The following is a 24,567-nucleotide window of genomic DNA, read 5'->3' as shown; positions in this document are numbered from 1 at the left end:
TATTTCGGTTGAGGGTTTATGAATCGAGGGAACCCTGTTTCTCAGAGTTATTTTGCGACTGGCTGATCTGACGGATGACGCGGGCCGGCACTCCGGCGGCGATTACCCCTGCCGGAATGTCGTGCGTAACTACGGCATTGGCTCCGATCATGGAGTTGTCTCCGATAGTAACGCCGGACAGGATCGTCACCTTATCGGCAATCCACACGTTGTTTCCGATCGTTACGACACCTTTCGAATAAAGGGGCTGGTCCTCCGGGTGCATTCCCAGCTCCTCTGAAGTACCTCGGCCGTGCGAGTTGTCGACGATCGTAACCCGACGGCCCGTGAGCACGTAATTTCCGATGCGGATCGCCCGGATAGCCGACAAGTGACTCCATTCGCCGATCGAAACATGTTCGCCGATCGCAATCTCCGGCGTGAAAGACTGGTCGCCGTATCGATCCCACGCGTTGAGTATGCATCCTTTCTGAATCACGCTATGGCTTCCGATCGATATGTACTTTCCGCCTTTCAGCGATACGGGCCGCCGGATATAGACATTGGCGCCTATGTGTTTGAAATGGCGTGCCAGCCAAGCCGTGTACAGATAGTCCCCGAGCGTGCTCAGGCGTCCGCCGCTCCGATAGGGAACGAGGTAAGATCCGGCTCTGCCGATCCCTCTCAGTAAGGTCTTGATTGTATCGATCATCGTTTCAGATATTTTTTGAACTGTTCTATGCCGTAGCGGTACAGCGTTCCAGGTACCGTCTTGAGCGCCGCCAACGGGAAATAGCGAAACGCCCAGATTCCGTACTGGCTGAGAAGCAGCATGGCGAATTCACTCCAACGATTGCTATTTTCGGCCTCGTAGTAAAAGTCGAGCCGCTTTCGGTAGTCAATGCCGACCCGGCTCCCGCTATGCGGACGAGCGTATCCGGCCAACAGATTGCGCAGACCCTCGGCGAACTCGTCCGGCGAGGTGATGCACTGCTTCAGCCTACTCCCTTCTTCGGCTCGCAGCGCAGGGTCGGAGCACAGCGCCCGGGCATGACGGGCAAAAGATTCGACATCGGTATGCGTGATTTTCAAGCGCGCCTTGTGACAGACGACTGTTTCGACGAAAGCCGATGGGCATTTCTCCGAGGCGTAGGCGAGAACCGGTTTGCCGTTCACGGCCGCATACTGCGACATGAGCCCCCCGCCGATCGGGTAAGTTCCCATGTAAATGTCGCATGCGCGAAAAACGGCATTGATGTCGCGTCGGCTTCCGAGCAGGAACACCCGTCGCTGGAAACCGTTGCTACGAATGAACTCCCGGAAGATGCGCGCATCGCCGTCGCCGGCATACAGCAGCACGGCATCGGGATTCTCGTCCAGCGTCCGCTTGACAAGATCGAAATAGAGTCCCTTTCCGCCATAAATCTTATAATAGCTCCCCCCCGAAAAGATTTTGACGCTACCGACCGGGACTTCGGCAGGAAATCCTTCAAACGGGGCTTCGTTGAGAATGGGATAATAAGGCAGCATGAAAAGTTGCGACGTGGCGAACCTGCGTTTTTCCAACGAGATCGTCCAGCCGAAATCCCTGAACTCGATGTTACGGTCGAAGATACCGCTACCCAACCAGAAAGCGTGGTCGGTGAGATTTATGTTGTATTTCGTGATTTCCGGCAAAGCGGAAAAAGCGATAAGCGGCGTGACCGACCAAGGCGCTACCTGTATCAGAAGGACCTGCGGGGCATACTCGCGCAGTTTCCGGTGCAACTGTTTCGCCTGCTCCGTCGTGGGGAGCGACGGGGTTATCTCGAAAATTTCGACTCGGTCGCCGCAAGCGGCCAGATCGCTCTCGACGCCCGCCATCGCCTTGGAACGGTCCTCAAAGATGTAAAGAAACTCGACCTGCAACGCCCGCAATGCCCGGATGTACTGCTGGGTGAGTCCCCTGTTTTCTCGGCCGAACGAATTGTACATGGCGTATCTGGCGGTCTGTCGCGACTCGGGAGGCTTTTCGACGAAAAGCGCCCGGCCGATCGTGCGGATCATGTCGTCCGTTTCGGGATCGCTATATATCCAGTTGAACAGATAGGCGATCCGGGCTGACAAGGCCAGTTCCCCGGCGGCCCGGTTGTAGTCCCTTTCAGATATAGCGGTTCGGGCCAGTTGCTTGATTTTCGAGTAGCAACGCCGGATGTCGCGGATAGTCGGTTTCATATTTTTCGAGATGAAACTTTCTGACCGGGCTACCCGGCCGGAATGGATTTACGAACGCTTCCCGCCGATTCTTCGCCGTATCTGAGTTATTAGCGACGATACGGCAACGACCTCGTTCAGGTGCCTGTACGAAATGCAGCATACGATAAGTACGATCGCTCCGCCTATCGCATATTTGACCCATCCCGAGGCGAGAAGCACCGTAAGCAGCGCTCCGGCGATCAGTCCGCCGTACAGGCCGATCAGCCTGAGATTGCGCCGGGACCAACGGAACCGGAACTGCGTCCGGACAAGGACATATACCAGCACGAGCTTGGCAAAACTGCTGCAAATGGCCGCGATACCGAGAATTTCGAGCCCGAACCGGTTCCATCCGGCAAAAACGATACTGAGATATGCCGCACACCATACTCCGTCGGTAAGGATACAGTAGTGTCCCTTCCCTTTTGCCAGAAAAATTACGCCGAGCGGCCATGCAAGGAATCCGGTGAAGGCTCCCGCCATTTGCCATTGCAGAATAGCCGTAGCGGCCATGAATTGCGACGAGTAAAGAATGTTCAGTACGGCAGGAATGAACAGCAGAATGCCGGCGACCATCGGCGCACCGATAATCAGAGCGATCTCCCCCTGCTCATTAGTAAGCCGGGCCATGGCGGCGTGGTCGTTGCTCCTTTCGCTCAGGCGCGGGAAGAAATCGGCCAGCATAGCACTCGTAATCAATCCTACGTATACATTTGAAATGTTCCATGCAGCCTGAAACATTCCGACGCCATCCGTTCCCATCTTTTGCGAGACGAATGAACGGACGATATACATAGTAGCCGTCGACGCAAAAGTGGTAACAACGATGAAAAAACCCAGCTTGGCGATCGACAGACCGCCCCGAAACGTTTCCTTCGGCGTAAGCTTGGCAGGTTCGACCCGGATGCCTCGGACAAACCACCATGAAATGGCAAGCATCGCCGCCGCCGTCAGGATCATGGCGGGGACGATTCCCTTCACACCCAGCCACCAGTACATCGGTACGGTGAGAACGAATCCGGCTACGGCTCCTGCGACTTTCGCTTTCGCCATCTTGCCGATCATGCGCAGGCCTTGTAGCAGGGCGAGCTGCCCCTCTTGCAAACTGGTCAGCAGCAGAACTACCGAAACCAGAACAATCGGTACGGCATATTCCGCACTCCCGAACGAGAACCGACTAAGCGGGATACTCAACGCGATGGCGACCGTCATGCCCAGCAGACCGGTACCCCAGACCCACCGCCGGAGAATCCGGATGGTCCGCCCTATCCGCTGTCCGTCGCGCGACGCATTCGCCGCCGCAACGTCTTTGACCGCGCTGAAATGTATGCCCAGTCCCGTCGCATTGCGGACCATGTCGACAATACCCTGCAACAAGCCGAGCACGCCGACGCCGGCAGGCCCCAGCAGCAGGGCGACGATCTTGGTCTTGACGACCGTAATCAGGATCGTGAGAAACTGCGCGCCCCCGACGATTCCGGTCGACTTGAGTGCCTGCTCGTACGAGGTGTCTGCGCCGGACGTGTTTTCTGTCATTCCCTGTTGCATGACATGTCTTTGGGGCCCATTCCCAAGGCCAGCTTAAGCTCGATCAGAAAGCGGAATATTTTATAATCGACTGCCCGGTTGCGGTGCTCACTGTTGAAGAACTGCCGCATCGAATGCCGATAATTTTCGCACATGGAACCTTTCTCTTTCTTTCGGTAGTGCATCATGTAAGCCCGGCTCCAATAATGGTTAAGTTGGAAGGATATATTGTCGACTGTAGCATTTCGCCGGGTTCGATGTATCTGCTCCCAACGAATGAATTTACCGAACTCATTGACCGGAGGTATCCATAAATGAAAATGAAAGGGACCGATTTTGTAATTGGCATAAATGATATGATGATATATTTTCGAAAAAGACCAACCTGTATTGATGATTACTTTTCCTTCGTTATACATTTTGTCCCAGCAGACCGTGTATTGTTCGATAGTCAACTGTTCGGGATCATGTTCGATCCTTCCCGAGGTCCCGAACATTTTCCAATAGACGATTACCGAGGGATATTTTTCGTACTTTTCGAGCCATGTCCCGACCGAGGTTTCGTAGACAGGGCATAGAAACTCGTCGAGATCGATCAGCGCAATCCAGCGAGTCGTCTCACGAAATTTTTGCCAGCAGTCCTCGTAGGCAGGAAACTGTCCTTGGGGAACGGGCCAATCGATCAGGTCGACGACTCCTCGTTCGATATATGGGGCCAGAATTTCGCGGTAGTTGTCATCGCTGAAGTTGTTGTACAGGAAAAAGTGATCGACACCGACCAGCAAATGGTATTCAATCCACTCTCTGAGAATCGACCCCTCGTTCTTGAAGATAGCACAAACCGACAGATAATAAGGCTTATCGGCCGTATCCTGTTTTTTATGTCGGATGATCTGTCTATACAGTAAGTCTAAACAAGGAGATAAAACTTTTTTTATACCGAGGGAAAACTTGTTATATCGGCCATGAGGAGTGCTGATGAAGACTTTATGGTGTACCATGATCGCTATTTATACGATTGTTAAAAATGAAGTGCCGGGAAGAACCCCGAACGATTGTTCCGCTACCGAGCGGATCGTCTCATCGAGGAACGGCTCGGTGTTGTACACAGGCATAACGATCGATATTTCTGATCTAATTTACCGATTTAAAAATTATTGAGCAGCCGCACGACTACCTCCGCCTCGGTCCGCTCCATAACCGGGCTGATTGGTAAGCTAAGCTCCTCGCGATGAATCCGCTCGGTAATCGGATAGGAACGGTCGTTCCATGCACGGTAACATTCTTGCTTGTGGGGTGGAATGGGATAGTGAATGATGGTTTGAACTCCATTTTCGGTCAGATACCGCTGCAACTCGTCCCTATCAGCGCAACGGATCGGGAAGATATGGAATACGTGTGCGTCGGAGTCCGGTACGTTCGGCAGTACGATTTTCGGATTATTGATATGCGACAGGTAATAATTTGCGATGGTCCGACGGTGCGTGTTGTCTGCGTCCAGATGGTAGAGTTTCGCGTCGAGTATGGCGGCTTCGATTTCATCGAGTCGACTGTTGCGGCCGGTGTACCGGAAAACATATTTTTGTGTTGAGCCGTAATTGGCCAGTGCGCGCACTGTGGCGGCCAGTTCGTCGTCGTCCGTGGTTACTCCTCCGGCATCGCCCAGTGCTCCGAGGTTCTTGCCCGGGTAGAAGCTGTGCCCGGCGGCGGCGCCGAGCGATCCGGTTCGCCGGCCGCGGTAGAGGCAGCCGTGCGCCTGTGCGTTGTCTTCGACCAGTTTCAGCCCGTATTTCCGGCACAGTTGGCCGATTCTGTCCGTGTAAGCGCACTGCCCGTAAAGGTGGACTATCAGAATAGCCCGGGTACGGGGAGTGATGGCGGCTTCGATGCGTGTATCATCGATCTGGTAAGTCTGTAAGTCTGGTTCGACAAGTACCGGGACGAGTCCGTTCTCAGTGATCGCGAGGATAGAGGCGATGTAGGTGTTCGCTGGGACAATTACTTCGTCGCCGGGTTGGAGTACACCCATTTCGAGGTAGGCGCGGAAGATCCAGACTAGTGCATCGAGCCCGTTGGCAACGCCGATCGCGTGACGCGTCCCGATGTAGCGGGCGTAGTTGGCTTCAAACTGCGCGTTCTCTGTTCCCTGAAGGTACCAGCCAGAACGAATGACACGCTCCACAGCCTCACGGATATCCGCGCCATGGCTTTCGGTTACTTTCTGTAAATCGAGAAATTTGATCATCGCTTATTTGTGTTAATCTTCGCGGACGCGTTTCATAAATTTGGCGGGTGTCCCGACGTGAATTTCGTAGTCTGGAATATTGTGCGTGACTAGACTTCCAGCTCCGGCCACGGCGAAGTCGCCGATTTTGACTTTTTCGATCACTTTGGCACCGAGTGTAACATCGGAGCAAAGACCGATAGTGATGTACGAGCTGGTGATCGAGCCGACCGAGAAATGGCAAAGCGGTCCGACTGTCGTGTTGTGTCCTACCAACGAGTTGGCCATCATCAGCGAACACTGGCCGAGCCGCGCCTGGGCCCCGACGTAGCAGTTCGACATGACGAAGACGCCCGGTTCGAGTACGGCGCTGTCGGCCACGAATGCGGTTTTGTGGACGATCGTGGCGAATCGCTCGCGCGGAATGTTCACTTTGCGAAAGGTTTTTTCGGTCAGTATGTTGCGGCCGATCATGTGGATGCCCCACATGAAGTGGTAGTCCGGATTTTTGAGCAGTTCCTGCACGTCGTCCGTCCCGCCGAGCACGGGATAGCCGCAGACCTGTGTTTCGTAGTCGTTGACGAAGCCGGTCACCTCCCACTCGAGGTCGCCGAACCGTTTGCGGTTGTCTTCGATACAGGCAGCGATCACGCCTCCGTTGCCTTCGCCGCCGATAATGATTACTTTCTTACTCATTGATGCTGTAATTTTCTTTTTTTACGCTCTTCTTTTATGGCTGCCAGATGCTTAACCGCTAAAACATCGAACGCCATGAGATCGAGATCGCGATAGAACGCGGCCCGACACGAGCGGTCGGGTTCCTCGGGGTCCAAATGCAGACGCAGGTTATACCGGGTAGCATAGTCATTTATATCCAATGGGATTGCAGCAATGTCCATATCCTTCATGCCGTTGACCATCCGCTCGCCTTTCGTCGTATTGGTCATGACCCACGAGGTCCCCTTATCGTCGTCAAAAAACGGATCGTATTTCTCGATAGCCCAGAAATCGCCGAGCGTAATGTCGGCGACTCGGCGCAGACTACGGTATTTGCAGTGAAAGCAAGACGGACGAATATTGTACCGACTGTGAACGAAACGACATAGTCGTCGTCGAGAATGGAGTTGTAATATTCTTTTCCGTTGTCGAAAGCAATAGCGATCGACTTGGCGCGCCAGCCCTCGCGTTTGTCCTTGAAATTGACAGCGATGACGGTTCCGTCATATTTTTCGCTGAGATACTCGATATAGCGGAGGTATACCTTAGGCGATGAAACGCATCCGCAGATCAAGTCGCAGGTAGTGAGGCCAGCGTACTCCCTACGCAGATATTGTCGGAGACCGCTTGCCTCGCAGGGGGTACCAGTAAAAAGTACCTCTGCACCCTGATCAAGCAAGGTCTTGATGGTTTTGTATATGTCATACTTTGTACTTTGCACGAACTTCGATCGCCTCAGGTTATCCAAAGCGGTCTCATCGCGAGCAAGCAGGTGCCGGACCTCACCACACCCGTCTACATAGCCGGCGCCACAGACATAACCGCCGCGAGCGATTACTTGCCGGGCCAATGCGGTGAAAGCGCCGCCCGACGAACTGCGTGCCCGAAGCCCCGTATCCCGCGATCGGCAGGCATAAACGGTCTGCGGAGCCGTATAGAACGGCAAACTGCGGCAGGTGCGAAGGCAGAGCCCGCAGTTAGTGCAGCGTTCCGGATCAATCTGCGGATAAAGGTAACCCTCGAAATCGGCGCGCATGCCGATCGCTCCGACAGGACAACATGAAGCACATGCACTGCAACCGCAGCATGCCTCTTTCCTGATCAGGGTGACGTTGTTTACATTTTGCATTTGGCTTGGATCATACGGTGTTTGCTAAGAATGGTTTGCGCCATCTTGACCATCGGCGGACCGATAAACTTGTTGTCTTTGAGCGCCACTCCTTTGCCTTCACGCTCGGCTTCCTCGGCCAGCGCGAGCATCTCTTCGGCCCAAGCTACCTCGTCCTCGCCGGGCGAGTAGTAACGATGGCAGAGCGGTAACTCTTTGGGATTGAGGACGAGCATTCCTTCAAATCCGAGTTTTTTAGAAAGAACTAGATTATGTTCAAGGTCTTCGAGATCATGAACATGGATATGTACCGTGTCAATCGGAACCACCCCGCACGCTTTAGCACCCATAGCGATCTGGGCCCGGGCCGTGAAAATGCTCTGTCCCTCGGGATCGTGTTTGCCGCCGAGGTCGGTGACGAAATCTTCGCAGCCGAAAGCGACTGCCGTAACACGGTTCGGGCAGGCGTTGCAGATCTCCTGGATGTTCATGACTGCGCCCGTTGTTTCGATCAGTGGAATGATCTTGAAGGTCCCGATCGGGAAACCCTTTTCATACTCGATCGTTTCGAGCAGCTTGCCGAAGAAATAAATGTCTTCTCCTTTCTTGCTTTTGGGGTACATGAATCCGGTGATCCCCTCGACGGTCAGTTGGTATACGTCGCGCAGCAGCTCGCCGCTTTCTCGGTCGTTGACGCGGGGATAGAGTACGCGCCCGCGGAACGTGCCGTCGGCAATGTATCGCAGAATGTTGTCGCGGGCTACCTGTTTGTTTGAGGCCGGCTGAACCGAGTCTTCGATGTCGAGCAGCAGCACGTCGGCGTTGACGCGTGCCGCACTGTTCATCAACCGATCGTTATGGGCCGGGACGAACATCAGGCTTCGGAATAAATGGTCCATGATTATGCTTGTTTTTTGACGAGAACGTGACGGCGGAAACTGATCACTGCTTCATCATGTTGGTTATAGCCTACGGTTTCGACATGAACGATTCCCCGGTCGGGTTTAGACTTCGATTCTCGTTTATCGAGGACGATGGTTTTTGCGTACAGTGTATCGTTGATAAATACCGGTCTGAGATGTTTGATATCTTCATATCCCAGATTGGCAATCGCTTTACCGCTGATATCGGGAACAGTCATGCCGACAACAAGTGAAAAGACCAGTGTACCGACGACTAGGAGCTGGCCATGCTGGTTCTTGCGTGCATAGTCCAGATTGGTGTGTACCGGATGGTGGTTCATCGTGAGCAGGCTGAAGAAATTGTTATCGCTTTCGAAAACGGTTTTGGAAAGAGCATGCTCGACGGTCTCACCGACGACGAATTCGTCGAAGTAGAGTCCGAGTTTACTTGGTTTCATGGCGGGTGTAATTGATGAATGATGCATAATCACGGATATAGTCGGCCTCGTCGTAAATGTGCGAGGTTAGTACCAGGCAGATCGAACCCGAAGAAAAGCCTTGCTCGGCAGCCCAGATACCCGGCGGGATGTGCAAACCGAAGTAAGGCCGATTAAGCGTGACGGTCCGTTTGTTGTACCCGTCATCGAGCACGACCTCGAAGCTACCGCTCGCCGCAACCAGGAACTGATGGCATTCGCGATGGGCATGCGCTCCGCGAGCCTCACCTCCAGGGATGTCGTACAAATAGAAAATCCGGGCGATCTCGAACGGCAGGTTAATCCCACTGTGTACTGGTGTAATGTTCCCTTTTGCGTTCTCTATGCGCGGCAGTTCGATCACCGAACAATCATACACAGATTTCAGCATGATATTATGTAAGTTTGCGTTTTAACCATCGGGTTATGGGGCGTTCGATCCATTTCAGGCAAGCCACACTGCTAGCGTGGTAAGCACGAGAAAAACGAGTAGGGCCGGTAGGTTGTCCGTGTCGAGACTGGCTTTGGCGGCAAAGGTACGTCCGACCAGAATGGCTTGTTAATGAATTAGATAAAAACAAAAACTGGCTTTCCTGAACAATTGTACGGCACGACAGGACAACCCTTGTGAGAAGATGCCTCCCGTCCGGTTTTGTAGCGGCTTACGCCGTTTGCGGGGCTCCCGTTGATTTGGGTAATACGCAATGCGTTTCTCGTGATGCAGGTGGTGTTTGGTGGAGTGTAAATTACTTATAACGAACTAATTGTGAACATGTATAGCTGTTTAACAAAACGGGTAGGACGAACGGGAACATCAGGTAGAAAAACAATTCGTCCGATCAAAACCATGATACGGCATTGTATGACATATAGTAGTCGGACAGCGGAACCCAGCTTTGCAAAAGGAGCAGGTTCAGAGCCGCTTTGGGTAGGTCTGTCATGGCAAAAGAGCGAATACCTAGCAGAAATATTGCAGCGAAACACAAAAGATGAAGCGGATATAGCTTGACCACTCTGGCTTTCCAAAAATCACATGTTGTCATTTCCCGGGTCAGCAAACGTTTTTTTATAGTCGTAAGCGAGTAGAAGCCAGCTCAGTATGAAAAAAAACGTTACTCCGATCACACCTCCTGCCTGCAAGGCCGATTTACCGTCGATCAGATAATGGTGCAAAAAAAAATCACGACAGCGAAAACGTATCGCCATCCGGTCAATGAGCGGATCATCGGCATCCTTCAATTATGAATTGATCGAAGTCGCGGATATAATCTTTAGAGTCGTAGGTAGTCGATGAGAGAATGAGTGCCAGTGCATTGGTCGAAAAATTTTCGAGCATGCGCCACGTCATTTTTGGAATATAAAGTCCATAATACGAACGGTTCAGACTGAATCGCTGTTCCTGCTTGCCGTCGTGCAGGACAACGTCGAAACTTCCGCTGAGGGCAATGACCAGTTCCTCGTTTTCACGATATGCATGTCCGCCTCGGACTTCGCCTCCCGGGACATCGTAAATCCAGTATGTTCTGTGAATTTCGAAAGGCACATGGCGCTTCTCTTCAATGAAAGAGAGGTTTCCGCGTTTGTCAAGTATTTTCGGCAGGTTGATGATCTTCGCTGCGTGGGTCATAATTCAAATTGTTTCACCGGTTTTCGTACATTTCGGAGTAATATTTTTGGTATTGACCGGATGTAACGTTATCGATCCATTTTTGGTTATCGAGGTACCAACGGACGGTTTTTTCGATGCCTTCTTCGAACTGGAGTGTCGGTTCCCATCCGAGTTCGTTTTTGAGTTTGGAGGAGTCTATAGCGTATCGCAGGTCGTGTCCGGCCCTGTCTGTGACGTAGGTAATCAGTTTTTCGCTGGTCCCTTCCGGCCTGCCCAGGAGTCGGTCGACGGTTTTGATGACGACCTTTATCAGGTCGATGTTCTTCCATTCGTTGAAGCCTCCGATGTTGTATGTACCGGCAATTTTACCTTCGTGGAAAATGAGGTCTATGGCCCTTGCGTGGTCCTCGACATACAGCCAGTCGCGTACGTTTTCACCTTTACCGTATACGGGCAGGGGCTTGTTGTGCCGGATGTTGTTGATGAACAGCGGGATCAGCTTTTCGGGAAACTGGAACGGCCCGTAGTTGTTCGAGCAGTTGGTGACGAGGGTGGGCATTCCGTACGTGTCGTGGAATGCCCTGACGAAGTGGTCCGAAGAGGCTTTGCTGGCCGAATACGGGCTGTGCGGGTCGTATTTTGTCGTTTCGGTGAAGAACTCCTCGCCGTAGGGTCCGCCTCCGCATTCGTTTCCGTCGGGTTCACCGTGGGGTTTTGTGAGCTCGAGTGCCCCGTAGACTTCGTCGGTGGATATGTGGTAAAATCGCTTTCCCTGGTAATCTCCGTTCCAGAACTCTTTTGCCGCCTGGAGCAGGGAGAGGGTTCCCATTACATTTGTCCGTGCGAAGGTGAAAGGATCCTTGATCGACCGGTCGACATGGCTTTCCGCTGCGAGGTGTATGACCCCGTCGATTCGGTATGTCCGGAAGGTTTCCAGCATCTTCTCGAAGTCGCAGATGTCCGCCTTTACGAAGGTGTAGTTCGGCGCGTTCTCGATGTCCGCCAGGTTTGCGAGGTTTCCGGCATAGGTCAGTTTGTCGAGGTTGACGATTCGGTATTGGGGATATTTGTTGACCAGCAGCCGTACTACATGGCTGCCGATAAAACCGGCTCCGCCGGTGACGAGTAAATTGCGTTGGAAGGTCATATGCAAGGAGAGTTAGATTGCCGTGCCGGCCGTTTGCGCCCCCAGGCGTTCGAGACATCGCTCGAGCGCATCGCGCCAGTAGGGTATCGTTAGGTTGAAAGTCTCTTTGATTTTGGTTTTGTCGAGCACGGAATAGCGGGGCCTTTCGACAGGGGAGGGGAACTCTTCGGAGTGGCAGGGTATCACCCGTGCGGGGTCGAGCCCTGCCAGTACCGCGATTTCGTGAGCGAAGTCGTACCAGGAGCATACCCCTTCGTTGGAAAAGTGGTAAGTCCCTTCGTTTCCCCGGTATGCCCCCGAGGAGATCATGCGGTGTATGGCCCCGGCGAGGTCTGCGGCGTACGTGGGCGTTCCCGCCTGGTCGAAGACCACTTTTACCCGGGGCGTCTGGGCCGTTAGCCGGAGCATGGTCTTGACGAAGTTGTTTCCGAACTCGGAGTAGAGCCATGCGGTACGCAGGATCAGTGCGGCACAGCCGGCTTCGGCGATGGCCTTCTCCCCGGCGAGCTTCGTGCGTCCGTATACGCCCAGCGGCCTTACGGGATCGTCCTCGCGGCGGGGGACGTTTCCGTCCCCTCCGAAGACGTAATCGGTGGAGATGTGGATCAGCGTGGCTCCCCGTTCCCGGGCTGCGGCAGCGAGGTTCGCCACTGCGCGGTGGTTGAGCAGGTCCGCCGTGGCTTCGTCCTCTTCGGCTTTGTTGACGTTGGTGTATGCGGCGCAGTTGACGATCACCTCCACGTCGTTCTCGCGCATCGTGCGCCGCACGGCTTGGGGATCGGTGATGTCCAGCTCGGCGACGTCGGTGAACAGGTAGCGGACGTTGCCCGGAGCGGTTGCTGCCGCCGGGGCTGTTGTCGCATCTGTCGCCGCGATCCTGCGCATTTCGTTGCCCAGCTGCCCGTTGGCTCCTGTGACGAGCACGGTTATGGCTGCGGTGCGCCTGCCGGTTCCGGGGAGCGTTGCGCTTCCCGCCGTAGCTGTGGGGGGCGTTGTCGCCGGGGCTGTTGTCGCATCTGTCGCCGCGATCCTGCGCATTTCGTTGCCCAGCTGCCCGTTGGCTCCTGTGACGAGCACGGTTATGGCTGCGGTGCGCCTGCCGGTTCCGGGGAGCGTTGCGCTTCCCGCCGTAGCTGTGGGGGGCGTTGTCGCCGGGGCTGTTTTTGCAGCAGTTGCCGCTGTGTCCGGCGCTGCGCCTGCGGTTTTCTCCGCCGTTGCGGGGGCCTGTGCCGCCGCCGTTTTATCGTTGGGCATAGTAATCCGTGTTATAGTCGAACAGTTCGGGCGCCTCATCCAGTCGCGGATGGCGGCTGTCCTTTTCCGAGAGGAGCACGTCTGCGGGGTCGAGCCGCCAGTCGATACCGATCTGCGGGTCGTTCCAGGCGATCGCCCCTTCGCTCTGCGGCGCGTAAGGCGCATCGCACTTGTACTGGAAAAGCGCGCGGGGGCTCAGTACGGCGAAGCCGTGCGCGAAGCCGCGGGGGATGAACAGCTGGCGGTGGTTCTCTCCCGAAAGCTCGACGGCCACGTACCGTCCGAATGTGGGGGATCCGCGGCGGATGTCCACGGCCACGTCCAGTACGGCACCTTCCACGACGCGCACCAATTTCCCCTGTGCATGTTCTCCGCGCTGGAAATGGAGCCCCCGCAGCACGCCGTATGAGGATCGCGATTCGTTGTCCTGTACGAAGCGGACCGGCCGGACCGATTTGTCGAACAATTGCCGTGAGTAGCTTTCAAAAAAGTATCCCCGCGCATCGCGGTGCAGTTCGGGCTCGAGGATCACGACCCCTTCGAGCGCAGTTTCGATAACTTTCATAAAGACGAACCCCTCGTTTATATTTTGGGTTTTGGTGTAGAAGAGTGTTTGGCAGATGTTCCGGATTCGCCCGGGGCTCCTGCCGGATCGCTTCGCAGCCCGACAAGACCGGGCTGCGACGGACGGACGATGGCAGGGCGGAGATGCGTCTTGATCCCGTTTCCCGGTCAGCGCCCGTCGCGGGCGACCTCTGCGATCACTTTGAGCAGGTATTGTCCGTACTGGTTTTTGAGCATGGGTTCGGCCGCCTCGCGCAGTTTCCCTTCGGAGATCCAGCCGTTGCGGTAGGCGATACCCTCGAGGCATGCGATCTTGAGCCCCTGCCGCTTTTCGAGCACCTCGACGAAGATGGATGCCTCCGAGAGCGAATCGTGCGTTCCGGTGTCGAGCCAGGCGAAGCCGCGTCCGAGGGTCTGCACCTTGAGCGCACCCTCGGCGAGGAACCGCTGGTTCACCGAGGTGATCTCCAGCTCTCCGCGTGCGGAGGGTTTAATCGATTTGGCCACGGAGACCACCTCGTTCGGGTAGAAGTATAGCCCGACCACGGCATAGTTCGACTTCGGCTCTGCGGGCTTCTCCTCGATGGAGAGGCAGTTTCCCCGGCGGTCGAACTCCGCCACGCCGTACCGCTGGGGATCGTCGACCCAGTATCCGAATACGGTTGCCTTTTTTTCCGCTTCGGCGGTGCGTACTGCCCCTGCCAGCAGCTCGGAGAATCCGGCCCCCTGGAAGATGTTGTCCCCGAGTACGAGGCATACGGCATCGTCGCCGATAAATTCCTCGCCGATCAGGAACGCCTGCGCGAGCCCGTCGGGCGACGGCTGTTCGGCATAAGAGAGATGTACCCCATAATCGGATCCGTCGCCCAGCAGCCGCCGGAAAGAGGGCAGGTCACAGGGGGTGGAGATCACCAGGATCTCCCGGATTCCGGCCAGCATCAAAACCGACAGCGGATAGTAGATCATCGGCTTGTCGTAGATCGGGAGCAACTGCTTGGAAACTCCCTTCGTGATCGGGTACAACCGCGTACCAGACCCCCCAGCCAATACAATGCCTTTCATAGAGTCTTATTTGGTATGAACTTGTATATCGTTAGAAATGCTATTCGTTCCGTGCTCCCGTCCCGCTTCCTGCTATCCTACCCTGCCTCCTGAATCGCCTCTTGCTGCAAGTCGTCCATCAGATCGGAACAACATTGTACCACGGCATAACTGATAGCGAGGTACCATGCATCGGAACGGGGTTTCACTTGCGATGCAAACTGTTCCATCAATCGGGCGACTTGTTTCAGTCTCTTGGGAACATATGGGAATATGCCAGGAATCCGCAACAGGTCATACCATGCACCGAACAAAGGAAGTTGGTCGGCAGTTATTTTCATAGGCAGGGTGAGCTGTTCGCTGTAATAATTGTATGCCTGCAAAAGCGTATCATCGAAACGGTCATCCCTGAATATGCAACTGTTGTCTTGTAGCAGGGCCAGTCGGCGTACGGCTGTTTCTTGTGAAATTCCTTCCCAACGACCATCCGTATCCAGTTCATTGATCCATTGCCTGCATTTGGTTTGGAAAAATGGATAATAGTCCAGTCCCGTGACGTCATCCGCAATGCTGCCCAGTTCATAGACAATACATGCCATGATGTCCAGTTCCTGTGCAGGATCGGGATTTTTCACATAACCGGCTAAGAGATCATTATACAACCTGCTGCACTCTGTGTCTTTTATTCCATAGACGGTTAACGTACTCTCTTTGGTCAGGCGATACATCCGTCTTAAACCGCTTGCAGAGGTTCGGTCAATAACCCTGTAAAGCGCATTGATTTTATGGGTGATCTTCTTCCTGTTTTCATAATCGTCGATGGCCGACACGCATATCAGATCGTTAACGGCGAGATACATCCGTGAGAGCGCATCCATCCGGCATGCGCTTTGCGCGCGGACACGATGATTATACAGAAACGGAAGAAGGTTCTTCAGTTTTTCTGGATTCATATTCAGGGGGATCCCTTTTGCAGGTTATATTTTTTCGACCAAATAGGCGGGAACGGTAGCAGTAGCAACAGCCACGAGACCTTCGATACAGACTACGACCTGCTTGTCTCGTACACCTTTGATTCTTTGGTAGATGCCCTCCACCCCCTCGAATGTGCCCCCGGTTATGCGTACGCGGTCTCCATGAGCTAAATCCACTTCCGAATAGGGTAAATAGAGTATACGTTCCTCGCTCGTTCCTGCGATAGCGATGAAATTGCGCATCTGTTCGTCCGGAACGATGACTTTTGCGTCGAAACCTTTTTCATTCGGACGCATCAGGTAGCACAGGTTTGGAAGGCGTGTTTGTTTCAGGTCATTGAGTGCGGCAGCCGTGGAATGAACGAATACATAGTTAAATGCCAATGGTTGTTCATTCCACCTGAAACGGCCTGATGGTGTCCGGGTCTTGATTTTAACCATTGGAATGAAGTGTTCGATATGTAAGTCCGTTAATATCGATTTACATCCCAATATGGACCGACGCATACTCCGAAGGGCGTACCATTGTGTCTTTTCCGGGGCTTGTTTTTCATCCATATTTTAGAAAAGGGATGTCTCTATGGACTCCGAAACTATTGCAAATGCAATAATATCAGATAATTACAGTCGAACCATAAATACATATCTCTCGCAAAAAGGCCCTATCTCTTGATAAGAAATAATTTTGTATTATAAATCAATGTATATCAGCATATTGAATTAATTGAAAGGTTGAATGAGTACGCAACATACGATCTGTATTTATAGTATTGAGATAAGTGATGAGAGCCGGATTATAAACCTACCGACCATATAAGTACCTGAATTTGTCCAACTTTCTATATTGTATAATAATGAAAAACAATGTATTAGTTGTACAAAAAAGTCTTCTAAAAGATTAAGATAGTTTGGTTGTTAAAAATATAATTCGGATATTTGAATTGTAAAAGTCCCGTTTCTTATCAAGAAAGAGGAAAGGTTTTAAAAGAGTGGGTTTCTTTACGTCGGTCTTGTCTGGATATTTATCGGTTAGACTATGTTTATCATTTAATTCATTCCTATAGACAAGCTTCGAACTTCAACAATTAGGGGATTGTTACTCCGGCCCTTTTTTTATATGCGGAATTTGCGCAAAAATAATTTCCCCTTATCACATACGCGCGTGTAAGAGGGTATTAGTGTCGGCCTGCAAGCCTATTCGGTCATCACCGCGCGCATACAATACATAAAGAGTAAACCTATTTTGACATCATTAACGCGCACGCGAACTTTAGCCAACAAAGAACGGTGAGGTTACGGTGAGGTAAAAACGAAGATCACATCGCACATGAATTTTTACAGGTATAGGTAATATAGGAAAGTATGGAGCCAATGAATCCCCCACATCATTCAATATGCTGAATGTCAGATCATAGTAAATTCACTCGTGTACGTAATGTAGGAAATGTAGCAAGAAAAACCTTTTCTGACTTCGATAAAAAACGGAGCAATGGCACACCGCTACGAATTGGAAAAATACAGGAAATACGGAGCCGGTACGAATGTCCTGCCTGTCACCGTAAACGGATGTTTGTCCGGTATATCAATACCACAACAGACGGGTATCTATTCCTTGACGTGGGACGGGATTGCGGATACCTTTATATCCCCCAAAAGTATTTCCACAACCACCCGGAGGAAGAAGAACAGCAAGGCTACATCAAGGGTAAAAGCTGATATAATATGTCGAACAACCCAAAGGTCACCCAAAGGGTAAAACAGTAAATATTTGTCTTTAATTCGCTAACTTACTGGATTATTGCTGGGTCGGAATCTCGACTTCGGGCTACAGCCGCTCTTCGTTGGGATTGGTAGGAGGTTCGAAATTACCGGATGCCCTCATATAACATTATCGCCTTTGATCACTATGGAAGTTTACCACCTTCAGATAGAAAGAACGGAATCTCGTTATTTTTCCTTGCTACTCGTTGATCCTACCACAAATTACGGAAAGATGATCGCGGAAATATTCTAAAAATAAACAGCCACCTCAACGGGTGACTGTTCTTTTAAAATCACAGTTTCGAGACCCCTACGTGTATCAGGTGGTTATTTTTTGATAGCCTTTTTAACACTCAACGGGCTAACGACCTTTTGACCGGTTTGTGTTTCCAGTTCTTTACGGGCAGCACCGGCAACCCTACCGCCTCGTTGTGCGATCTGTTTGCTGTGTGCAAAGGTTTCGGGTTCTTCATTTTGAGAAATCTCAGTTGTGGAGGCTTCTGCGAGCATATTAAGGACTAATTCGAGGTTAGTCATATTATCCCGCAAACTCTCGGTTTTAAGCCCTTTATACTGCTTGTATTGCTTGGTGGTAAACCCCGACCAGCTTTGAGTGATGACGTCGGTAAGGATAGCGTATTGCTGGCCTTTTTGAATTCCCCGCCGCTCCCATTCATCGGTAAGCTCTTTGCGCACCTCGATAGATTTAAGCCGTTGATTAATCCAGTTGGCCGAATATCCTTTGCGGTGGTAATACTCCATCAGGCGTTCAATACCTTGTTCCGGATCGTCTATTTCCTCCAGTCGTTCCCGGCCTAATTGCGCTAACCATTGCTTGAAAGGTTCCGCCTTTGGGGATGGGATGGACTGGATAAGTCTAAATAGTTGTTCCACATCAGCCACATCGGTATTGTAGCTCTTTCCATCTGCAGATTTCATTTTGAGTTGTACGATATTTTCGTACAACTGACTTCCCTCTGCATTCAATTTGCGTTTTAAGTCACTCCAATACCGGCGAGGATTGGCACTATCGGTCAATACCTCGATCACATCAATCACCGAGACATACCACTTTTCGGCATCCGAATCCCAAACAGAGCGCACCTGTCTATCCTCAAATAACTTTACAGCATCTTTCTTTGTCATCGTCCTAGCCTTTTAGCAAAGCTATAAAATTATTTCCCCTTCTCAAATTTGATCTGTTTACCGCAATGAGGACAGGTGATCGTATTTGTTTTTGGTTCGTCTATTAGTTCCGACACAACCACACCCAAAGCGCTAGCAATTTTTTCCAATGTTTGGATCGTTGGATTACCGTTGATAGAGTTAGACAAGCTCACCCTATTTACACCTATAACTTCCGCGACGTGTTGCAAGGTTACCCCTTTCTCTTTACAAACTTCTTTTATCCTCAAATTCATGTCATGTAGTAGTAAATATTACTTTCACAAAGGTGGTAAATAAACTTAAAACCATACATATTCAGATCAAAAGTAATATAAATCATTAAGATCGCTACTAAAATACTTGGCTTATACGTTCGACAAATATTGCATTTATGATAAAAAAGAAATACAAACCACTACAACTATGAAATCCACGAGCAAATACAACAAACGCAGATTATGAAAAGAGCTTGAAATATCTACAAAGGCAACACCCGTATTCTTACAGCTTTTCTGCTGCTTTGCGCCAGGCTTGGGAGGGTAAGCAAGCAACATAAGCAGGAAACCAAACGGGCCGCTATCAAAGCTAAAAACGCAGCGGCAAAGGCTGTACGGACCAGCAATGCAGATACCTATTGGACTACCGGAGCGATCGCCTATTACAGCAACGTCCCGTCAGGTCAGTACCTCAAAGACTAATCGTGTGACGGAAGTGACTATTACAAACAAACTTTTTCCAAATGCAGTAATAGACGTGTCCGGTCGCTGTGGGTGAACTGTTTACGAGGTACCACCGCACGGAATAACGGAAACCGAGGAAAAGCAACTACACAAGTTATTATCCAAGCGTGTAAAAGAGTGGAAAGCGAAAATAAACGCATTAATTCCTACTGACAGACTTTGAACCTCAACAATCAGGGATCGGTAAATTACCGATCCTTTTTTATAGTGTAGTAAATGTAGGGTTTGAAGGTTAGGAATGAGCCACAAAATAATTTTCCCCTATCACATACGCGCACGCGCGAACTTTAGCCAACAAAGAACGGGGCGGTTACGGGGAGGTAAAAACGAAAATTCTAACGAGGCATAACGGCCAAAGTAGACCAATAGATACTCCGCTTAATAACCTATCCAGAGGGGCCCGTTTACCCATAAAAAAGAATAGGAACTACTTAAAGTAGTCCCTAATTTAGTCCCTTACTCTGACAACACACTGATTGTCAGAGCATACTGCGGAGAAAGCGGGATTCGAACCCACGATACCCTTTTGGGGTATACGCACTTTCCAGGCGCGCTCCTTAAACCACTCGGACATTTCTCCAAAACGTCGCTTCCCACACCCGATCCCCCGGTGACAAGCCCGGTCGCAGGGCCGCATCGAACGGATCCCGGCCGGAAAGCGCTGCAAGATACAAAATTATTTTGGTTCCGAAAAATCGCCGTCGATTTTCTCTCCGATCCCGTCTCCGACAGCGCCACAAACCGCCAAAGTAACGCTCCGCTGCGTACCAACATGCGCCCACTCCACAGACGGAACGGATCAATCGGAAATCTCGCCGCACCGGTCGGCCTCAAGCCCGCGGCGCACCTCCTGCGGATCGTCCGAAGCACCGAGCACGACCATCATCTTGGTCACGGCGCTCTCGGTAGTGATGTCACGCCCGCTGATCACGCCGGTCTGCCCGAGCCGTTTGCCCGTTTCGTACATCTCCATCGAAACGCTGCCGCCCAAACATTGCGTGACGTTCAGCACCACGACGCCGCGTGCGACGGCTGCGGACACCGCATCGATGAACCAGTCGGCCGTGGGGGCGTTGCCCGCACCGTACGTTTCGAGTACTACCCCGCGCAGCCCCGGAATGCCGAGCATCGCCGTGAACGTCTCGGCGCTCATGCCGGGGAACAGCCGCACCACAGCGATACGCGTATCGAGCCGCGTGACGATCCGCAGCGGCCCGGGATCGGGGGCAGGCCGCCGGATAAAGGGACGGTTGTAATGGATGCTGACGCCCACCTCGGCGAGAATCGGATAGTTGTCGGAACGGAACGCATTGAGCTGCTCGGCGCTGTGCTTGGTCGTGCGGTTCGCACGGAAGAGCTTGTTTTGAAAACAGATGCACACCTCCGGCACCACAGCGCGGCCGCCTTCGCGCGCCGCAGCGATCTCGACCGCGGTAATCAGGTTTTCGCGCCCGTCGGTACGCAGCACGCCGATCGGGATCTGGCTGCCGGTAAAAATGACGGGTTTGGCGAGGTTCACCAGCATAAAACTGAGCGCGGAGGCGGAATAGGACATCGTGTCGGTACCGTGCAGCACGACAAAGCCGTCGTAAGCGTCGTAGTTGTCACGGATCAGCCGCGCCAGTTCGCACCACAGTTCCGGCGTCACATTCGACGAGTCGATCGGCGTGAGGTTGATCACCTCCAATTCGACATCGAGTTTTCCCAGGTAGGGAAACTCGTCGTAAATGGTACTGAAGTCGAACGGCGCCAGTACGCCCGTTTCCGGATCGGGCTTCATGCCGATCGTGCCGCCCGTGTAGATCAGCAATACGGATGATTTGGCACGTGGTTCCATGCGTTAGATTCTAAATTTATCCACCCCGGCTACATGCCGGGCAACGGGTACAAAATTACGAAATTCTTTCACCGAACAAAGCCCGCGCATTGCGGGTCGTCACCGCAGCGACCTCTTCGGGCGTCGTCCCGTATATTTCGGCCAGCCGGCAGGCGACCAGTCCGACGTAAGCGCTTTCGTTACGCTTGCCCCGGTAAGGCACCGGCGGCAGGTAGGGCGAATCGGTCTCGAGCACCAGATCGGACAACGGAATTTCGCGCAACGTATCGGGAAGCGACGACTTTTTGTAGGTGACCGGACCGCCGATCCCGAACAGGAACCCGCCCGCCGCTTTCAGCGCCCGGTAGTGGTCGGCCGTGCCGCAAAAGCTGTGCAAGATACCGCGCACGCCACGCCCCCGAAACGCATCGAGCAATGCACACATCTCGTCCCATGCATCGCGCGTATGGATCACCAGCGGCAGGCCGTACTGCAACGACAGCTCCACCTGGAACCGAAGCGCCTGTTGCTGCTGGGAGAGAAAATCCCGGCTCCAGTAGAGGTCGAGCCCCACCTCTCCCACCCCGCAAAAACGAATCCCTTCGGGCGGAGCGGCCAAATAACGCGCCACCTGCTCCAAATCCTCCCGCCAGCGGGGATTGTCGTTGACCGAGGTGGGGTGCAGCCCCATCATCGGGCGGCACAGTTCCGGGTACTGCCGCGCCAGAGCGAACATCGCCCCGTAGGACTCGGCATCCACAGCCGGGAGCAGAATCCTCCCTACCCCAGCGGCGCGGGCCCGGGCAACCGCCTCGTCGCGGTCGGCATCGAATTGCGGATCGTAAATATGCGAATGGGTATCGATCAGTTGCAAAGACATCGGTGTATTGCTATTATATAGTATGTTCTGTGTATGGATAGACGTAAACGCTGTTCCGGCCGCCGGCCGTCACACTCAATTTTTCATATATAAGTTCCCGGGCAGTGCGCAGATCCGTCCCGCAAGCTCCAACTCGAGCAGCAGGGCCGGCAGCTCCGCCACGGCAATACCGCTGCGGATGCTCAGCTCATCGAGCGAAACGGGATCGTCGCCCAGCAATCCACGCAACGAAGCGACGCGACCGTCTCCGGCTGCAGAAGCGGCGACCGAATCCGGCAAAACCGCTTCCCGATATGCCGCCCCGGTCGCTCCGGCAGATTCGTTTCCGACGGACGGAGCAAGCGGGCCGGTTTCCGCAAACAACGACTGTCCGACGGCCTTCCCGGACGGAGCGGGCGCTTCCCACCCCAATATCTCGGCAATATCCGCGCCGCTGCACACCATCTGCGCCTTCAGCGAGCGAATCAGCGCATTGGTTCCCTCGGCACAGCGGTCGCCTACACGCCCCGGTACCGCCATCACCTCGCGGTGGTAACCGCCGGCCATGTCGGCGGTAATGAGCGAGCCGCCCCGGACAGCCGATTCGACGATCACCGTCCCGTCGCTCAGTCCCGCGATGAGGCGGTTGCGCTGCACGAAACCCGCCTTATCGGGCCGGGCCGTGGAAGGATACTCGCTGATTAGGGTTCCGCCGAGCGACACGATCCGCCGGGCGGTTTCGGTATGGGCCTGCGGATAGATGTGCGTCAGCGGATGCCCCAGCACGGCGACGGTACGCACCCCGTGCTGCATCGCGGCACGGTGCGCCGCCACATCGATCCCGTATGCCAGGCCGCTGACCACGACCAGATCGGGAAACAGTGCCGAAAGCTCACCGATCAGCCGGTCGCACATCTTCTGCCCGTAAGGAGTCGCCTTGCGCGTACCGACGACCGACAACCAATGGCCTCCGCTGAGTTCCGGGCCGCCTTTGAGGTAAATTACATGCGGATAATCGGCACACTCGAGCAACCGCCTCGGATACGACTCATCGCCTGCCGCAACGGGCCGGATGCGGTTGCGTTCGCAAAACGCCAGCTCCCGTTCGGCCGCCTGATGGTACTCGCGGCGGCACAGACTGCGGGCCAGCGCCGGCTTCAACTCGGCCCTCCGGACCAGTTCGCCGGCAGATGCGGCGAAAACCGCCTCCGCCGAACCGAAACACTCCAGCAGATGGATCGCCGTACGGCACCCCAACTCGGGATGCAGCGTCAATGCGAGATCATCGATCGTCATGGGTTATAGTTTAACATTTCCGGTCAAAGGAGTTTCCGCAACCCGGACGAAACTTCCAAACCGCAGGCAACGCTGCAACGAAGCGCTACTGCGACGGGATAACGCACACTCCCCCGATAATATCCGATACGTACAAGTAAAGGTAACAAAATCCCGGCAAATACCTGCAGTCGGATGAATAAGCGGACCCGGGGAGATACCGGTTCTTCGAAAACCCGGCACCGCACAATACGCCGGAATGATTTCCAGAAAACGGGCACAAGGCTATCGGATTCTGCCACATCGTCAACCGGCATGCAAATTCCTCCCAGATCGATTGCAATGATGTGCTAAATTTATTATATTTACTTTCGGACCAGGGTCGCGGGCAGCGACCCCGCTGTGCCGCCGCAACACACCCGCCGCCGGGATCCCGGCGGCGAATCGTGAGCCCCTTGCCGCATCCGCCCTGGCAAGGGGCTTTTTCACAGTGAGTAATTTGGGAATTCAAAAAAATGACGTATATTTGCAGTCCGTTCGACAGGGTCTGATGGCCGAGCGGTTAGGCACAGCTCTGCAAAAGCTGCTACAGCGGTTCGAGTCCGCTTCAGACCTCCATTGAAAATGCCACTTAATTATTCATTAAGTGGCATTTTTCTTTCATTGATGTAGGAAATGATGAATTATCCTATTTCCATCGATTTCAATTTGCATTCGGCTGCAATTTCGCACAACACTTCGATTTCCTCACGAACTTCTCTTCAATAAAACCCCGTATAGTTCCACGCATGGCGAGTAGCGGACGATGCGACCGAGAATAGCTCCGCGACGATTGTCCATGCATGTGTGAAAAACGCGCCAGTTTTGAGCTGGCGCGAAAACCGACAGGGTCGGAGTACAAAATGCTGACGGGCGGCATTTACGCGATGCTGCCGTTGCCGGTCGAACAAGTGCAGTATCTCTACAGTGCCGACGCAATCGCGCGTGCCGCGCAGAGCGCCGCGGAAAGCCGGATACGTCCTTTACGCTCGATGAATTGGCAGAAAGCCTCGACCCCGACCTTTTTCCGTGCCAACCGCCAGTATTTGATCTCCCCTCTTTCCGGTAGCCCGAAAGAAAGTTTGCTTTGTACAGCGCAGGAGATCGCCGATATTGGCACGTTTCGCCGGACATAACCGTTGTGCCGTACCTG

Annotated in this window: 25 protein-coding genes, 2 tRNA genes and 2 pseudogenes; 3 read left to right on the top strand and 26 right to left on the bottom strand. The window is 53.3% G+C overall.

Going from position 1 to position 24,567, the window contains the following annotated elements; genetic code table 11:
- Positions 1 to 16: 16 nt before the first annotated feature.
- The 20 genes and pseudogenes from NQ495_RS08530 to NQ495_RS08440 all read right to left on the bottom strand — a co-directional run bounded on the left by NQ495_RS08530 (position 17) and on the right by NQ495_RS08440 (position 16,264).
- The gene (locus NQ495_RS08530; protein WP_009132815.1) at positions 17 to 691 is read right to left on the bottom strand and encodes an acyltransferase; all 675 of its coding nucleotides are present in this window, start codon (positions 689 to 691) and stop codon (positions 17 to 19) included.
- A complete protein-coding gene (locus tag NQ495_RS08525; RefSeq protein WP_009132814.1) occupies positions 688 to 2,193 on the bottom strand; it encodes a glycosyltransferase in 1,506 nt (501 codons plus the stop codon). The genes NQ495_RS08530 and NQ495_RS08525 overlap by 4 nt, the downstream gene beginning before the upstream one ends.
- A 48-nt stretch (positions 2,194 to 2,241) precedes the next feature.
- Positions 2,242 to 3,750, bottom strand: a complete 1,509-nt coding sequence (locus tag NQ495_RS08520; RefSeq protein WP_040294076.1) for an oligosaccharide flippase family protein — start codon at positions 3,748 to 3,750, stop codon at positions 2,242 to 2,244.
- Positions 3,747 to 4,742, bottom strand: a complete 996-nt coding sequence (locus NQ495_RS08515; RefSeq protein ID WP_009132812.1) for a glycosyltransferase family 92 protein — start codon at positions 4,740 to 4,742, stop codon at positions 3,747 to 3,749. Before NQ495_RS08515 ends, NQ495_RS08520 begins: the two co-directional genes overlap by 4 nt.
- 9 nt (positions 4,743 to 4,751) lie before the next feature.
- On the bottom strand, positions 4,752 to 4,856 hold the full coding sequence (locus NQ495_RS08510; protein ID WP_009132811.1) for a hypothetical protein: 105 nt from the start codon (positions 4,854 to 4,856) through the stop codon (positions 4,752 to 4,754).
- A gap of 32 nt (positions 4,857 to 4,888) precedes the next feature.
- Positions 4,889 to 5,986 (bottom strand): DegT/DnrJ/EryC1/StrS family aminotransferase, encoded by a 1,098-nt coding sequence (locus NQ495_RS08505; RefSeq protein ID WP_259801099.1) that lies wholly within the window; start codon positions 5,984 to 5,986, stop codon positions 4,889 to 4,891.
- 12 nt (positions 5,987 to 5,998) lie between these two features.
- Entirely contained in the window at positions 5,999 to 6,661 is a 663-nt protein-coding gene (locus NQ495_RS08500; RefSeq protein ID WP_259801096.1) for an acetyltransferase, read from the bottom strand.
- The gene (locus tag NQ495_RS08495; RefSeq protein WP_009132808.1) at positions 6,658 to 6,912 is read right to left on the bottom strand and encodes a hypothetical protein; all 255 of its coding nucleotides are present in this window, start codon (positions 6,910 to 6,912) and stop codon (positions 6,658 to 6,660) included. Before NQ495_RS08495 ends, NQ495_RS08500 begins: the two co-directional genes overlap by 4 nt.
- 6 nt (positions 6,913 to 6,918) lie before the next feature.
- Positions 6,919 to 7,098 (bottom strand): annotated as a pseudogene (locus tag NQ495_RS11850) (hypothetical protein); the annotation flags it as partial.
- 128 nt (positions 7,099 to 7,226) lie between these two features.
- A pseudogene (locus NQ495_RS11845) lies at positions 7,227 to 7,718 on the bottom strand (coenzyme F420 hydrogenase/dehydrogenase beta subunit N-terminal domain-containing protein); the annotation flags it as partial.
- 80 nt (positions 7,719 to 7,798) lie between these two features.
- A complete protein-coding gene (locus NQ495_RS08485; RefSeq protein ID WP_009133372.1) occupies positions 7,799 to 8,689 on the bottom strand; it encodes an HpcH/HpaI aldolase/citrate lyase family protein in 891 nt (296 codons plus the stop codon).
- Positions 8,690 to 8,691: 2 nt separating this feature from the next.
- Positions 8,692 to 9,150: a MaoC family dehydratase gene (locus NQ495_RS08480; protein ID WP_009133373.1), complete on the bottom strand. Its 459-nt coding sequence runs from the start codon at positions 9,148 to 9,150 to the stop codon at positions 8,692 to 8,694.
- Complete coding sequence (locus NQ495_RS08475) at positions 9,137 to 9,559, bottom strand: sugar 3,4-ketoisomerase (protein ID WP_009133374.1); 423 nt, start codon at positions 9,557 to 9,559, stop codon at positions 9,137 to 9,139. Before NQ495_RS08475 ends, NQ495_RS08480 begins: the two co-directional genes overlap by 14 nt.
- Before the next feature lie 831 nt (positions 9,560 to 10,390).
- Entirely contained in the window at positions 10,391 to 10,795 is a 405-nt protein-coding gene (locus NQ495_RS08470) for a sugar 3,4-ketoisomerase (protein ID WP_009133375.1), read from the bottom strand.
- 13 nt (positions 10,796 to 10,808) lie between these two features.
- Positions 10,809 to 11,924 carry a dTDP-glucose 4,6-dehydratase gene (rfbB, locus tag NQ495_RS08465; protein WP_009133376.1) on the bottom strand — a complete coding sequence of 372 codons (1,116 nt, stop codon included), beginning with the start codon at positions 11,922 to 11,924 and terminating at the stop codon, positions 10,809 to 10,811.
- Positions 11,925 to 11,936: 12 nt separating this feature from the next.
- Positions 11,937 to 12,854 (bottom strand): dTDP-4-dehydrorhamnose reductase, encoded by a 918-nt coding sequence (gene rfbD, locus NQ495_RS08460; protein WP_040294365.1) that lies wholly within the window; start codon positions 12,852 to 12,854, stop codon positions 11,937 to 11,939.
- A gap of 310 nt (positions 12,855 to 13,164) precedes the next feature.
- Positions 13,165 to 13,743 carry a dTDP-4-dehydrorhamnose 3,5-epimerase gene (gene rfbC, locus NQ495_RS08455; protein ID WP_009135149.1) on the bottom strand — a complete coding sequence of 193 codons (579 nt, stop codon included), beginning with the start codon at positions 13,741 to 13,743 and terminating at the stop codon, positions 13,165 to 13,167.
- A gap of 167 nt (positions 13,744 to 13,910) precedes the next feature.
- Complete coding sequence (rfbA, locus tag NQ495_RS08450; protein ID WP_009135148.1) at positions 13,911 to 14,804, bottom strand: glucose-1-phosphate thymidylyltransferase RfbA; 894 nt, start codon at positions 14,802 to 14,804, stop codon at positions 13,911 to 13,913.
- 77 nt (positions 14,805 to 14,881) lie between these two features.
- On the bottom strand, positions 14,882 to 15,736 hold the full coding sequence (locus NQ495_RS08445) for a hypothetical protein (RefSeq protein WP_009133378.1): 855 nt from the start codon (positions 15,734 to 15,736) through the stop codon (positions 14,882 to 14,884).
- Positions 15,737 to 15,760: 24 nt separating this feature from the next.
- Complete coding sequence (locus tag NQ495_RS08440) at positions 15,761 to 16,264, bottom strand: UpxY family transcription antiterminator (protein ID WP_232208906.1); 504 nt, start codon at positions 16,262 to 16,264, stop codon at positions 15,761 to 15,763.
- Between the two features lie 894 nt (positions 16,265 to 17,158).
- Between NQ495_RS08440 and NQ495_RS11840 the strand changes: the two genes are divergently transcribed.
- On the top strand, positions 17,159 to 17,473 hold the full coding sequence (locus tag NQ495_RS11840) for a hypothetical protein (protein ID WP_390621735.1): 315 nt from the start codon (positions 17,159 to 17,161) through the stop codon (positions 17,471 to 17,473).
- 372 nt (positions 17,474 to 17,845) lie between these two features.
- On the opposite strand, the gene NQ495_RS08435 is transcribed toward NQ495_RS11840, so the two are convergent.
- From NQ495_RS08435 to dprA, 6 genes are all read right to left on the bottom strand, one after another.
- The gene (locus NQ495_RS08435; protein ID WP_009133381.1) at positions 17,846 to 18,664 is read right to left on the bottom strand and encodes a BRO-N domain-containing protein; all 819 of its coding nucleotides are present in this window, start codon (positions 18,662 to 18,664) and stop codon (positions 17,846 to 17,848) included.
- Between the two features lie 29 nt (positions 18,665 to 18,693).
- Entirely contained in the window at positions 18,694 to 18,939 is a 246-nt protein-coding gene (locus NQ495_RS08430; RefSeq protein ID WP_040294153.1) for a helix-turn-helix domain-containing protein, read from the bottom strand.
- A gap of 978 nt (positions 18,940 to 19,917) precedes the next feature.
- A tRNA-Ser gene (locus NQ495_RS08425) sits at positions 19,918 to 20,005 on the bottom strand.
- Positions 20,006 to 20,224: 219 nt separating this feature from the next.
- The gene (locus NQ495_RS08420) at positions 20,225 to 21,262 is read right to left on the bottom strand and encodes an asparaginase (protein WP_040294154.1); all 1,038 of its coding nucleotides are present in this window, start codon (positions 21,260 to 21,262) and stop codon (positions 20,225 to 20,227) included.
- A gap of 55 nt (positions 21,263 to 21,317) precedes the next feature.
- Positions 21,318 to 22,121 (bottom strand): TatD family hydrolase, encoded by an 804-nt coding sequence (locus tag NQ495_RS08415; RefSeq protein ID WP_009133383.1) that lies wholly within the window; start codon positions 22,119 to 22,121, stop codon positions 21,318 to 21,320.
- Positions 22,122 to 22,196: 75 nt separating this feature from the next.
- Entirely contained in the window at positions 22,197 to 23,396 is a 1,200-nt protein-coding gene (gene dprA, locus NQ495_RS08410; RefSeq protein ID WP_009133384.1) for a DNA-processing protein DprA, read from the bottom strand.
- Between the two features lie 523 nt (positions 23,397 to 23,919).
- Between dprA and NQ495_RS08405 the strand changes: the two genes are divergently transcribed.
- Positions 23,920 to 23,993: transfer RNA gene (locus NQ495_RS08405), tRNA-Cys, on the top strand.
- 224 nt (positions 23,994 to 24,217) lie between these two features.
- Positions 24,218 to 24,550 (top strand): hypothetical protein, encoded by a 333-nt coding sequence (locus NQ495_RS08400; RefSeq protein ID WP_040294155.1) that lies wholly within the window; start codon positions 24,218 to 24,220, stop codon positions 24,548 to 24,550.
- The last annotated feature ends 17 nt before the right edge of the window (positions 24,551 to 24,567 follow it).

It is taken from the genome of Alistipes indistinctus YIT 12060, from assembly GCF_025144995.1.
Classification (GTDB): Bacteria; Bacteroidota; Bacteroidia; order Bacteroidales; family Rikenellaceae; genus Alistipes_A; species Alistipes_A indistinctus.
Note: the sequence above shows the minus strand (reverse complement) of the source record. Positions and strands in the feature narration are given on the sequence as shown.

What these genes read in the sequence shown, in the direction of transcription:
- NQ495_RS08475 (WP_009133374.1), bottom strand. Translation starts at nt 9,559, where the DNA reads ATGCTGAAATCTGTGTATGATTGTTCGGTGATCGAACTGCCGCGCATA.
- NQ495_RS08480 (WP_009133373.1), bottom strand. Translation starts at nt 9,150, where the DNA reads ATGAAACCAAGTAAACTCGGACTCTACTTCGACGAATTCGTCGTCGGT.
- NQ495_RS08510 (WP_009132811.1), bottom strand. Translation starts at nt 4,856, where the DNA reads ATGCCTGTGTACAACACCGAGCCGTTCCTCGATGAGACGATCCGCTCG.
- NQ495_RS08505 (WP_259801099.1), bottom strand. Translation starts at nt 5,986, where the DNA reads ATGATCAAATTTCTCGATTTACAGAAAGTAACCGAAAGCCATGGCGCG.
- rfbA (WP_009135148.1), bottom strand. Translation starts at nt 14,804, where the DNA reads ATGAAAGGCATTGTATTGGCTGGGGGGTCTGGTACGCGGTTGTACCCG.
- NQ495_RS08400 (WP_040294155.1), top strand. Translation starts at nt 24,218, where the DNA reads ATGTGTGAAAAACGCGCCAGTTTTGAGCTGGCGCGAAAACCGACAGGG.
- NQ495_RS08495 (WP_009132808.1), bottom strand. Translation starts at nt 6,912, where the DNA reads ATGACCAATACGACGAAAGGCGAGCGGATGGTCAACGGCATGAAGGAT.
- NQ495_RS08415 (WP_009133383.1), bottom strand. Translation starts at nt 22,121, where the DNA reads ATGTCTTTGCAACTGATCGATACCCATTCGCATATTTACGATCCGCAA.
- NQ495_RS08515 (WP_009132812.1), bottom strand. Translation starts at nt 4,742, where the DNA reads ATGGTACACCATAAAGTCTTCATCAGCACTCCTCATGGCCGATATAAC.
- rfbC (WP_009135149.1), bottom strand. Translation starts at nt 13,743, where the DNA reads ATGAAAGTTATCGAAACTGCGCTCGAAGGGGTCGTGATCCTCGAGCCC.
- NQ495_RS11840 (WP_390621735.1), top strand. Translation starts at nt 17,159, where the DNA reads ATGTCAGATCATAGTAAATTCACTCGTGTACGTAATGTAGGAAATGTA.
- NQ495_RS08525 (WP_009132814.1), bottom strand. Translation starts at nt 2,193, where the DNA reads ATGAAACCGACTATCCGCGACATCCGGCGTTGCTACTCGAAAATCAAG.
- NQ495_RS08440 (WP_232208906.1), bottom strand. Translation starts at nt 16,264, where the DNA reads ATGCGTCGGTCCATATTGGGATGTAAATCGATATTAACGGACTTACAT.
- NQ495_RS08530 (WP_009132815.1), bottom strand. Translation starts at nt 691, where the DNA reads ATGATCGATACAATCAAGACCTTACTGAGAGGGATCGGCAGAGCCGGA.
- NQ495_RS08520 (WP_040294076.1), bottom strand. Translation starts at nt 3,750, where the DNA reads ATGACAGAAAACACGTCCGGCGCAGACACCTCGTACGAGCAGGCACTC.
- NQ495_RS08445 (WP_009133378.1), bottom strand. Translation starts at nt 15,736, where the DNA reads ATGAATCCAGAAAAACTGAAGAACCTTCTTCCGTTTCTGTATAATCAT.
- dprA (WP_009133384.1), bottom strand. Translation starts at nt 23,396, where the DNA reads ATGACGATCGATGATCTCGCATTGACGCTGCATCCCGAGTTGGGGTGC.
- NQ495_RS08500 (WP_259801096.1), bottom strand. Translation starts at nt 6,661, where the DNA reads ATGAGTAAGAAAGTAATCATTATCGGCGGCGAAGGCAACGGAGGCGTG.
- NQ495_RS08485 (WP_009133372.1), bottom strand. Translation starts at nt 8,689, where the DNA reads ATGGACCATTTATTCCGAAGCCTGATGTTCGTCCCGGCCCATAACGAT.
- rfbB (WP_009133376.1), bottom strand. Translation starts at nt 11,924, where the DNA reads ATGACCTTCCAACGCAATTTACTCGTCACCGGCGGAGCCGGTTTTATC.
- NQ495_RS08430 (WP_040294153.1), bottom strand. Translation starts at nt 18,939, where the DNA reads ATGAATTTGAGGATAAAAGAAGTTTGTAAAGAGAAAGGGGTAACCTTG.
- NQ495_RS08420 (WP_040294154.1), bottom strand. Translation starts at nt 21,262, where the DNA reads ATGGAACCACGTGCCAAATCATCCGTATTGCTGATCTACACGGGCGGC.
- NQ495_RS08470 (WP_009133375.1), bottom strand. Translation starts at nt 10,795, where the DNA reads ATGACCCACGCAGCGAAGATCATCAACCTGCCGAAAATACTTGACAAA.
- NQ495_RS08435 (WP_009133381.1), bottom strand. Translation starts at nt 18,664, where the DNA reads ATGACAAAGAAAGATGCTGTAAAGTTATTTGAGGATAGACAGGTGCGC.